The following is a 10,955-nucleotide window of genomic DNA, read 5'->3' on the forward strand; positions in this document are numbered from 1 at the left end:
TTGAGTTACTTATCTTTTTTTGAAATTTTTTTTTGTGATTTTATCTGTTCTTTGAATCCGTTACTGTTTCCTTGATTATATGGAGGTTTAAGAATTCAGAACAGTAGGATGTGATGAAAAACTTAGTCTTATTCCAATAACCGTACGATCGCGCTATGCCCGCGACGTAAAGCCCAGGCTATAGGTCTTGCCCAGGGTTCATCAACAGGCAGTTGAGGATCTGCGCCCCTTTGCAGGAACCAGTGCACCATTTCGATGTTACCTTCTTTTGCTGCCCAACCGAGTGGCGTGGATGACCATTCAGTCTCAACTGCATTAATATCGCCTCCAAATTCCAGGCAGACAGCAGCAACTTCTTTATCCCCTTTGGCAGCACAACGATGCAAAAGCGTAATACCAAGCCAGTTCCTGCGGTTGGGACTAAATCCCCGTTCAAACAACCACCTGGCATATCCTGATGATTTAGCAGTTGCATGATCATACCAGGCTTGTTGATCAAAATTCAGAAGTTTTAAAGCATCAGGTTGATAACGGAGTACAAGTTCAACGTGTTCCCGCATTTCTTCGTTGATGAAATCATGCACCAGATGATTTAGTTCCATATAAGGATTGTCATCCAGTTTTTCAGCAAGTGCCTCCACGGTTATTTTCAGGCGGCCCTTATCAAACCTGTTAGTTTTGCGCGAATAAGATGCGATCAGGTCAATGACTTCCTTTGGAGCTTTTACCCATTCAGCAATAAAAAGACAATTTCCGGATGACTCAATTTCAGCATCAGCATCTGCACCTTTTTCAAGTAGAAGTTTTACGATGTCAAAATGTTTAGCTCCAATCGCGGCATGTAGTGCACCCCCGTCAGGTGCAATTCCAGGTTCAGGCTCGTTGGGATTGGCTCCGTTCTCCAGCAATAGCTTCACGATTTCCATAAACCCGGCCCCGGCAGCGCATCGCAATGGAAGACCCGAGTAATAACCTACATAAGAAGGAAGCCGGTTAACCAAACCGGTATCCTCTTTCAATAGCTCGCGCACCCGGTCATAATAACCTATTTTGGCAGCTACGCTGATATCACAATAACCACCCCGGGCGATCAGGTAACCGACCACGACTTCATGTTTTTGCAAGCCGGTGCCAGGTAAATCCCGATACCAGCTTCGATAATTATAATCACCATTGGTAAGATCGATAGGCCGGGCACCATCGGGCCGTCGCGCATTGACGTCAGCTCCCTTTTCCAGCAGGTAATCGATCATATCAATCTGCCTTGTAAGCGCAGCCCAGTGAATGGGCTGGTTGCCATTTTGATCAGCGGCATGAACCAGCGAAGGTTCTTTATCGATTAAAGACCTGACCTCTTCCTTGTCAAAAGATTTAATAGCCGCTGCCACGGTTTCACCTTCAGGTTGGATATGATATTGCCGGAACAACTCCGTTTCGATGAAAGAGATCATATCATGATAATCCCTGTCTGTTGCAATCTTTATCAATGAATCCTGCGATTCATTCGCAATACTGGCACCATGCGCCAGCAGGAATTGAACTACCTGCAGATGGTTTTCACGCACTGCAAAATGTATTGGCTGCAGGTATTCATATTCGCAGGTTGCAAGTGCCGGATCACTTGCTACCATCTTTTTTATTAAAGACAGATCACCCGTGATGGCCGCGCAGATCATCTTCCATACATCTGAACCACGACCACGGCTCCAGGGTAAGTAGTCATCTGTTTTCAGCGAAGAAGGCTTAAACATCCCGGCTATCTTTTGCTTTGATGTGAGCATTGACAAGTTTTATTTGATTGTGTAGAACCAGGCATTACAAGTTCCGAAAATTATTGCTTCAAATTAATCCGAGAATAAGCCCTGGTACTTCAAGACAAGTTAAAATACTTTCCCCAGCTACAATTTTATCTGCAACCGTACGCCTGTTGTTCGAATACGAACAAAACAGTGTTTGTCTTAGATTTGCATGTCGCTGGCAATAAACCGGTTATTGCATTGGCACTGAAATTGGCGTTCCAACCCGGGAATCAATCCGAAATCAATAAACACCAGGACTTAAATGCAATCCCGTCAAAAGTTTGAGAACAGAATAAATAAAGAGAGCTTGTGACTTGCAAAAAATTAAGAAGAGAGATAGAGTTCTACGATCCGATCCTGGATATAAGCAACTGTTAGAAAAAATAAACTGGTAATGACCATGCTCTTCAAAACTACTTTCCACCTGGGTTCGGTTCTGAAGAAGTTTATATTGGTTATCGCGGAGTATAGAAGAATTAATGGAAGCTCGATAATCCTTGTTTCAAATCCCGGAAAAATAATCCTCGTACAGTTTGCAAAAATTACGATAAGAAAAATCATTGGCATTGTATACAAAATAAGTATCCCTATTTCTGCAAAATTGTACTTCGAGCGATAAAAAGTTATCCAGGTCAATAGCGTAAGATAAGGCAATGAGAATAAAAGCAGGAATATCATGTATTCATGAAAGAATGTCCCTTCCGCCATATTTACATCTCCATAAATCTTCTTAACAACCATATTAACCCAATACAGGGATAAGCCGGTAAGGGTTGCCGTTATAAAAAAGAAGGAAAAAGGCTTCTGATGTTTGCTCCTGTATCCTTCCACATACTCCCTCTGCATCGTACCAGGTGATGTAAATAGTTTTTTAATCGTGTAGGCAATTCCTTTATCGAGATGTGTGAAAAAATGAAATATCTCATGAAAAAGATTAGCCATGCTAATTTTTTTTACATGAAGTGAGGCTCCACAACGGGAACAATAATTTCCCGTGCCCTCTTGTTTACACTCTTTGCATACAACTGAAATTTCAGGATCCATTGTAGTTAACGGTGTTTGAATGAATAGTCTATCCCCCGATAGCCGGGTATATAAAATCAGCTAACAATTCATAGGAAGCTTTCTTGACATCCCATTTATTATAGTTACCGGAGGTGACAACTACCACAAGTTGTTTTTTCCGGTCGATAAAAATTCGCTGATCGCCATTGCCGACTGCGGCGGGCAATGTACGTTTATCACTATTACCCGGCGTCTTAAGTATCCAGAACTGGTACCCGTAACCTCCATCATTATCCCTTGCGATGTGACTGCTTAACGATGTTTCTATCCAGTTTTTATTAAGCAGTTGCTTGCCATTAACGAGTCCGTTGTTCAATAACAATAACCCGATCTTCATAATATCGCGAGAACGCAAACGCAATCCTGAGGCCGCTGCCGGGACTTTACTCATATCCGAAATCGTATGCCAATAATAATTTGCTATCCCAAGTGGGGCAAATATATATTTCGTTACAAATTTATCTAATGTCATACCACAGGTTGACTCAATGATCGCGCCGAGCAGTTGCGTATTGCCTCCATTATAACCAAAAGTTTTCCCTGGCTGCTCAGTTATTGGCCTGCTCAGAATAAACCGGATGGGATCTGCACTGGCAGACATAGCAATTTCTGAATTCATTGTATCAGTATAAGGCAGGTTTTCATTCCATTCCATACCCGATGACATGATGAGCAAATGTTTGATGGTTAGTTGTGAACGCATGCCCGTATCAAGGCCTTTATAAGACGGGAAAAACTTCATGACTCTTTCGTCTTCGTTTTTTATTTTTCCTTGCTGGATGGCCAGGCCGACACAAATGGATACAATACTTTTTGTAACACTACGCAGATCATGTAATGTTTCTGCCGAATGCTTAATGACTCCCAGATCCTTTCCGAGGGCTTCATCTTTCGCGGTATAATACTTTTCATAAATGAGCCTGCCTTTATGCACAACCAACACACTGTGGATGTTTGGATATTCCTTATTCAGAATCGCTTTATCCATTTTATCAAGATGCGGACTGTTGGATTTAGCCAAAGCTAAATTCATATCAACCTGGGCAAGAACCGGTCTTGCCATTAAACCTGTAATTAAAAGCATTAAGATTTTAGATAAAGTTGACATAAATTTAGAATGAACAATTTGCTGACACTTATTTGAATATGAATAATGGACAAATCACATCAACAAAAGTATTGATCGCCGGGTTGAATGAAGGGGGTAAAACTGCCTTTGAGAGGGGGCGAATGCGACTTTGGATTAAAGTTAAAAAACAAAAATAACTTTTCTGTAAAAGAGCTGGAAGAATATCAAGCCAGGCTCCGGCATTACAAAAACCTGTAGGTGAGACAAAATTTTCAGGTTGTTCCAATCTCAATTTGCTATTATTGTTCCGGTTTTTAATGTAGAAATTTTTTGGGAACGTCTAAATAACCGGATTATGTCAAAACGCAGAGATTTTCTGAAATTAGCCGGCTTATCCGGTTTTGCTCTTGCACAAGGTTCTATTCTTCCTGAAAACGCTTTAGCTAATACCGGGAACAGCGATGTCCAGGACAGCACTAACGATAATGCTATTCATTTGCAGGATAATGAAGATGATGCAGATCTAAGCGTAATCGGGCTTTATGGAGCCTGGGCAAATGGCCTGAATAAAAACAAACTACCGTCATTGTCATTCCGCAGACCAGAATTTACAAACGTCGAAAAATGGCGAAAAGTAGCAAAACAAAAACTCACTGAAAGAATGGCTATTCCTGATATCGGGATCCCAAAAGTGACGGTACAAAAACAATATAATTACGACGGACTACATATTGAAGAAATTACCTGGCAACTACCCTATGGACGGCCCACTGAAGCCATCCTTATGAAACCAATGAATGCAACAGGAAAATTGCCGGCGGTTCTTGGCTTTCATGATCATGGTGGAAATAAATATTTTGGTTGTCACAAAATCACCAAAACCTCCGACAATCAACATCCCATGATGAAGGAACACCAGGAGAAATACTATTCTAAAAATGCCTGGGCGAACGAACTTGCCAAACATGGTTATGTTGTACTGGTGTCTGATGCCTTTACATTCGGGAGCCGGAGAGTAATGCTGCAGGATGTACCTGCACGATTAAGAAACGGATTAACGGATGGCAATCCTTCTGACGAGGAAAAAATCAACTCTTATAACAACTGGGCAGGTGATCATGAACACATAATGGCAAAGTCTTTATTTTCTGCCGGCACAACCTGGCCGGGTGTATTTTATGCTGAAGATAAAATTGCTGTCGATGTTTTAAGTGCACGCCCGGATGTCGACGCTTCCAGGATAGGTTGTGGTGGTTTATCGGGCGGAGGATTAAGAACTACATTTATGGCGGGACTTGATCCAAGGATAAAATGCGCTGTTAATGTTGGGTTTACAACTACCTGGACGGATTTTATTTTGAACAGATCCTTCACACATACATGGATGACTTATGTACCCTTGCTTCCAAATGAACTGGACTTTCCCGAAATCCTGGGTTTAAGGGTACCGCTTCCCACGCTTGTTTTAAACGACCGGGAAGACCAGTTGTATACCCTCCCGGAAATGCAAAAGGCGGAAAGCATCTTAACTGGAGTTTATAAAAAAGCCGGAGCAGAAGATCGTTTTAACTGCTCTTACTATCCTGGCCCTCACAAATTTGATAGTGACATGCAGGATGAAGCCTTTAAATGGTTCGGTCGCTGGTTGTCATGAATAATAAGTAACTTTAGGGGGCTAGGGAAACGCTCAATTTTCATGTCTAATCTTCGGTTATGACAAAAGCAATCTTAGACAATCGCATCATCAGATACCCCATCTTTTACACTGTTTTACGAATTGTAGGAGGTATCATTTTACTTTACAAATCATACCTGTTTATTCGCAATACTGTCGTTGCAGAATTGGAAATTCAACAGACCGGTATCGGGTTTTTTACTCAGAATGCAGAAACGCTTGCACTGATTATAACCTGCCTGGGATTGTTGTGCGGTTTTTTTATCACAGTTGGTCTTTATACAAGAGCGGCATCCATCATCCAGATTCCAATCCTTATTGTAGCCGTATTTTTCATCAACATTAAACACATCGGAGATAATTATTTCGAATTTTTTCTTTCGATTATCATGCTGCTTTTGCTTATTCTTTTTGCTATAAAAGGAAGTGGGCCACTATCTGCCGAGGAATACTTTCGCAGGGGAGCCAAAATTGATCAAAGGGGGAATCAGCAAAGGGTCCCGGATCATCTTTGAATCTCTTTTAAGACAGCCCGGCTTTCTTTCTCCAGCTCTACCGGGATACATGGATTATTCTTTAAAGCATCACTGAGTAATATTTTTGCCTGCTTTGATTTCCCCGATTTAGCATATATCAGGCCAGCGTGGCAAAGCAATTCAGGATTTTTGCAGTTTGTCTTCAATGCTGTATCAATAAATGAGAGAGCTTTAGCATAGTCACCCTGACCGTAATAAACCAGGGCCACTGTTTCATTTACTTCGATGTTGCTAACCCTCCGGCGATATTCCTGCAAAGCATAGATCAAAGCATTATTATAATCCCCTACTCCCATATAAGCATGGGCCATTTCATGATCTTCATTCTGACCAGCATCTTCTATGTCCGGATCCGGCGCGGATTTTTTTGTTTCAGAAGAAAATTGTTTCATGTATTCCAGGTTTTCCCTGGAAATTCTTTTTGCTTTTTCTGACTGACCGGTTATCGAATATACCTCGGCCATACCTTCTTTAAATGTATGATCAGGAATCAATGAATCTGCATGTTCAAACAGCCTGAGCGCATCTGAATATTTTTTTTCTGCAATGGCTATCCTGGCCAGGCCCGCTACTGCATATGGATAGTTTGGCCGGTTCTCCTGCGCAATGGTATAATGCATTTTTGCTTCTTTAACCTTTCCAAGTTTTTCAAACAATTTACCTGCCTGGATCCGGCACCATTCGGTATTCTCATCACCGGGTGCACCTGCATCGACTGCCATTTTCATTGCTTCAATAGCACCTGGAATATCTCCATGAATCTCGCGCAGATAAGCAATACGTGAATAAGACCTTATATCCGGACGGATACTGACCATTTTTTCAGCGGCTTCGACAGCATCCTCATATTTACCAAGTTCTACATCTGCGTCCACTAATAATCCATACACATAAGCATTCAGCGGATACAATTGCTGCAACTGTTGGGCAACCTGGTGTCCATTATCGAACTGGTGCTGCGATAAAAGAATAGTTGTTTTAAATGTGAGTGCTTCAAAATTACTGGCATCCTGCGCCAGGATCCAGTTTATACATTTCATGGCGGCGTGATTATAATAGTTGAAATTGCCGGTGATTCTTGCTTCCTGCAAATACAAAGCAGTTAATGCTACCAATGCTTTTGTATCAGTCTGATCCTTTTTGATCCTGTCCGATAAAATATCCGCATTTCTTTTTACAACCGTCTACTCAGCAGGATATAAAAGAGAAGCTTTCCTGGTAAGCAGATTGCTATAAACGTTTTCATTGTTATTTTTAAATATCTGCGATTTTTTTGCAGACCTGTTAAAGTATAAAGCCAATGCCAAAACAAAGACAAAATAAAAGAATAATAAATGTATTTTCTTTTCATGGCCCATAAGTTTAATTAAGCATGCAGGAAACAACAGGCCTGCATATGACAGCCTGTCGCTTTCTTTTATTAATGATGTTTTTATTTGTTAGTTTTTAACCACTTTTAGTAATTGTTTTGCGTTGCCATTCTTTATTGCAGAAATGACATAGGTTCCCTGGGCCAATGCGCTATTATCCCATTGCATAGTATATACCCCGGCTTTTTGCATTTTGTCTGAAAGCACTTTTATCAACTTTCCCTGCATATCATACACTGCAATTTTTACCAGTGCGGGAACATCCACACTATATTTCACGGTCATTACACCATTTCCAGGATTTGGGAAAGCTTCAAGGTTCATTTCGGGTGTAGCAAGACCGACCTTAGCCAGGGGCGCTTTTGAAATATTATTATCAATGTTCACAGGGTCTGCCTGACCGATAACAGGCCCGGCTTTATCAGTGCCGGTTCCATTAGAACATGTACAGTTGTGTGTACCAGGCCAGGGTGAGGCTACATAAGGGAAATTAATTTTAAGCGGTGCGTCATTAGAAGTTACTCCTGCGTTGTAGGTAAGTACGTTTAGTAAATTCGGCGTGACCGGGTTTCCACCAGTGAAATCATCATACCATAAACCAATTGCAGCCAGCACTATTCCACTCACCGCCTGCAGTTCTATACGAACGATATCATCTTCAAGTCTGCGTCCGTTCGGGAAACCATCCATATTAGGAATAGGTTGCAAAGTTGCATTCGTGTTGTATGCCGGATCTGTTAATCCAAGCACTGCTGTCTGCAATAGCCCAAGATTACTGAACTTAGGATCATTACGTGGGGTAACCGGTACTGCCATATTCAACCTAAGCATATCACCACCGGTCGGCAGAAAATTATTTATGAAAGGTTTACCCGGCTTCAATGGATTGCCCGCTTTACCCGTAGCCAGCTGGTATGGAACCAGGTTGGGAACACCGGTATTAAAAATGGGGTACAAATCAACAGAACGCGGCGAAGCTTTGGCAGGTAACAACAGGGTGCCAAATATTGCATCATCCAGCGCAGTGCCTGTTACCGCGGTAGTTCCCTTCAAACCAAATAGACCATCCTGCCCGTTTCCAAAACCAAATTGCCCCAATGAATTCTTCTGTATACGTAATGGTTTAAGTGCAGGAACCGCGCCACCAAATTTAGCGTCATCCATATACAGCGCCAGTTCAGGATTATAAAAATGATTTCCGAATATTTTTATTGCTGCAAGATCCTCGTATGGTGTTATTGAGTTCCAGTAATCTTTGAGACCAATGGGAACAATCACCTCATTAGTCAGCGGCATCCCGAGTCTTGAAACCTGGACCCAGGGGCCTAAGTTACTTTCCTTCATATCATATTTACTATCATCATTATCGCGACCACTAAAATTGAAATAGCTGTCGTGGGTTTTTAATACCCTTATTTTTTGCCGGCTGGCAGAGGCCCAGATACCTATTACATAGTCGGGATCAAGAATATTTTTAGCATATGAAACTGACCGGCGGTTTTTCTGCAATGTTGAAATATCTACCTGCAAAGCGATAGTAGAAACATTCAGGCATTGTAACCCGTCAATGGATTTTGTTCCTGTAGTTCTTGGTGCATCTCCCAGGTCAAAAATGCCCCCAAGATCAACAAAAAACGGATCATCGGCAGTACCGCAGAACACCTTCTCACCGGTATTCGCAGTTCTGATTGCATCCTGTATCAGTGACTCGTAGCTGGGTGCATTAAGCCCTACAGGACTGCTTATGGAGCGGAGCCCGATATTAGGCGGAGGTACAGTACCTTGTTGAAGAATGGTATGAAAGCTTTTTCCACCATTCGTACTTCTTTGGAGCTTGTAAGTAGTTTTCAGATTTTGTTTTCCTAAACGGATATTGAAGAATGTGGTGGGATCCTCATTTTTTTGTTCAAATGTGAACCGGTAAATAATATCATCACCCTTTGTTGCAACATTGTTATCAATGTGAATTTCATAACGGATATTTTCTCCAAAAGAATAATAGTTCGGACCACCCTGCGGCAACTGGCCAGGTACATAATTAGCAATGATCGTTATTTTGTCCGGGTTATCCGGGCTTCGGAAAGCATAAACATCCGTGTTGTCGGCCAACGGATCATTTGAAATCAATGGGGCTTCCCGGTGACTGGAAGCAAATGCCCAAAAGGGAAAAACATCAATCAGCATAACCATAAGAAGGACAGATGTATAGATTTTCCTTTTCATAATTGTAAAAGTTTAAAGGTTAAGAAAAACACAGTGGTGAACCCATAACTATCTTAAGGCGCTACGCATTAATGGAAAAAAGTTATCATCAGGTACAGTTTAGGGAGGATCAGATAACCTCGAAGAGTCGTCTTACCCAGGGTGGGATTTGTATATTCAGCAGGATACAGCAAGCTATATACAAGGCAATATGGAGTGATATACGGAGCCGGCCATTTAAAAGATTTGCCTGCTACTTAAACAATGTGGTGAATGATCAGATTCTGAGAATTGATAGGGAGGATCTATCAAAATAATACTAAGAAGAATTTTGAAAGGATATAGAATTTTCTCAGTTTCTTTTTCGAAGGAAAATTGTCAGGTAAATATAACAATTATTCAAAAATCCATGAAAATTATCAGTGTTGCTTTCAGCAAGAAACGGGTTTTCAAACTGACAGGAATTCAACAGATTTGCCCGTATTAGATCATACAAATTTTTATCTTAAAAATCATGCATATTGTAAGTGAAACTCCTATCCTGTATTTCGGTACACCCGTTGTGCTCATCAGCACTATCAATGAAAGCGGGACCTATAACCTGGCGCCGATGTCATCTGCATTCTGGTTAGGATGGAGATGTATCATTGGATTATCGGCGCTTTCTAAAACAACAGAAAACCTGGTACGAACCAAAGAATGTGTATTAAATCTTCCATCAGCGAACCAGGTTGATGCTGTCAATAAACTGGCACTTACAACGGGTTCAAACCCGGTACCTGATGGAAAGATCCGGAAAGGCTATCGTTATGAACCTTCCAAATTTGAAATCGCAGGGTTAACCCCGGTTGCTTCCGATAAAGTATTAGCACCAAAGGTGCTTGAATGCCCCGTACAATTAGAAGCAAAGGTCATGCATATCCACCCTGTGGGTGAAGATGAACCTCTGCAACAGGGGCGGATAGTTACATTCGAATTGAAAATTCTGAGAGTGCACCTGGATGAAGCCATACTCATGGGTGGATCGCCAAACCGCGTGAATCCGGATTTATGGCGACCGTTAATGATGAGTTTCCAGAAATTTTATGGATTGGGGGAACAGCTTCATGCTTCGGTCATCAGTCCACCAACTTCGGTGACCAGTCCTTTTATAGATACAAACGCTGTCCAGCTGGGATATCTTCTCTGTACTGACCTGTAATGATTTCCCCATCAGACGTGAAAACACGTGGGAGAGTT

8 protein-coding genes are annotated in these 10,955 nt (G+C 41.7%); 3 read left to right on the forward strand and 5 right to left on the reverse strand.

Features of this window, described 5'->3' with window-relative positions:
* Positions 1 to 128: 128 nt before the first annotated feature.
* The 3 genes from VK664_RS22330 to VK664_RS22340 all read right to left on the reverse strand — a co-directional run bounded on the left by VK664_RS22330 (position 129) and on the right by VK664_RS22340 (position 3,927).
* Positions 129 to 1,781 (reverse strand): ankyrin repeat domain-containing protein, encoded by a 1,653-nt coding sequence (locus VK664_RS22330; protein WP_461400926.1) that lies wholly within the window; start codon positions 1,779 to 1,781, stop codon positions 129 to 131.
* A gap of 342 nt (positions 1,782 to 2,123) precedes the next feature.
* Positions 2,124 to 2,741 (reverse strand): DUF3667 domain-containing protein, encoded by a 618-nt coding sequence (locus VK664_RS22335; RefSeq protein WP_461400927.1) that lies wholly within the window; start codon positions 2,739 to 2,741, stop codon positions 2,124 to 2,126.
* 130 nt (positions 2,742 to 2,871) lie between these two features.
* On the reverse strand, positions 2,872 to 3,927 hold the full coding sequence (locus VK664_RS22340) for a serine hydrolase domain-containing protein (RefSeq protein ID WP_461400928.1): 1,056 nt from the start codon (positions 3,925 to 3,927) through the stop codon (positions 2,872 to 2,874).
* Positions 3,928 to 4,288: 361 nt separating this feature from the next.
* Between VK664_RS22340 and VK664_RS22345 the strand changes: the two genes are divergently transcribed.
* Positions 4,289 to 5,587 carry a dienelactone hydrolase family protein gene (locus tag VK664_RS22345; protein ID WP_461400929.1) on the forward strand — a complete coding sequence of 433 codons (1,299 nt, stop codon included), beginning with the start codon at positions 4,289 to 4,291 and terminating at the stop codon, positions 5,585 to 5,587.
* Positions 5,588 to 5,646: 59 nt separating this feature from the next.
* On the forward strand, positions 5,647 to 6,123 hold the full coding sequence (locus VK664_RS22350) for a DoxX family protein (RefSeq protein WP_461400930.1): 477 nt from the start codon (positions 5,647 to 5,649) through the stop codon (positions 6,121 to 6,123).
* Here VK664_RS22350 and VK664_RS22355 read toward each other — a convergent pair.
* Both VK664_RS22355 and VK664_RS22360 read right to left on the reverse strand, forming a co-directional pair.
* Positions 6,114 to 7,184, reverse strand: coding sequence for a tetratricopeptide repeat protein (locus tag VK664_RS22355; RefSeq protein WP_461400931.1), 1,071 nt, complete (start codon positions 7,182 to 7,184; stop codon positions 6,114 to 6,116). The genes VK664_RS22350 and VK664_RS22355 overlap by 10 nt on opposite strands.
* 399 nt (positions 7,185 to 7,583) lie before the next feature.
* Entirely contained in the window at positions 7,584 to 9,737 is a 2,154-nt protein-coding gene (locus tag VK664_RS22360; RefSeq protein ID WP_461400932.1) for a DUF4331 family protein, read from the reverse strand.
* Positions 9,738 to 10,230: 493 nt separating this feature from the next.
* Between VK664_RS22360 and VK664_RS22365 the strand changes: the two genes are divergently transcribed.
* Positions 10,231 to 10,917, forward strand: coding sequence for a flavin reductase family protein (locus tag VK664_RS22365; RefSeq protein ID WP_461400933.1), 687 nt, complete (start codon positions 10,231 to 10,233; stop codon positions 10,915 to 10,917).
* The last annotated feature ends 38 nt before the right edge of the window (positions 10,918 to 10,955 follow it).

Origin of the sequence: Flavitalea sp. (assembly GCF_035489435.1) — a bacterium.
Taxonomy (GTDB): domain Bacteria; phylum Bacteroidota; class Bacteroidia; order Chitinophagales; family Chitinophagaceae; genus DATHKG01.

What these genes read in the sequence shown, in the direction of transcription:
- VK664_RS22330 (WP_461400926.1), bottom strand. Translation starts at nt 1,781, where the DNA reads ATGCTCACATCAAAGCAAAAGATAGCCGGGATGTTTAAGCCTTCTTCG.
- VK664_RS22335 (WP_461400927.1), bottom strand. Translation starts at nt 2,741, where the DNA reads ATGGCTAATCTTTTTCATGAGATATTTCATTTTTTCACACATCTCGAT.
- VK664_RS22340 (WP_461400928.1), bottom strand. Translation starts at nt 3,927, where the DNA reads ATGGCAAGACCGGTTCTTGCCCAGGTTGATATGAATTTAGCTTTGGCT.
- VK664_RS22345 (WP_461400929.1), top strand. Translation starts at nt 4,289, where the DNA reads ATGTCAAAACGCAGAGATTTTCTGAAATTAGCCGGCTTATCCGGTTTT.
- VK664_RS22350 (WP_461400930.1), top strand. Translation starts at nt 5,647, where the DNA reads ATGACAAAAGCAATCTTAGACAATCGCATCATCAGATACCCCATCTTT.
- VK664_RS22355 (WP_461400931.1), bottom strand. Translation starts at nt 7,184, where the DNA reads ATGAAATGTATAAACTGGATCCTGGCGCAGGATGCCAGTAATTTTGAA.
- VK664_RS22360 (WP_461400932.1), bottom strand. Translation starts at nt 9,737, where the DNA reads ATGAAAAGGAAAATCTATACATCTGTCCTTCTTATGGTTATGCTGATT.
- VK664_RS22365 (WP_461400933.1), top strand. Translation starts at nt 10,231, where the DNA reads ATGCATATTGTAAGTGAAACTCCTATCCTGTATTTCGGTACACCCGTT.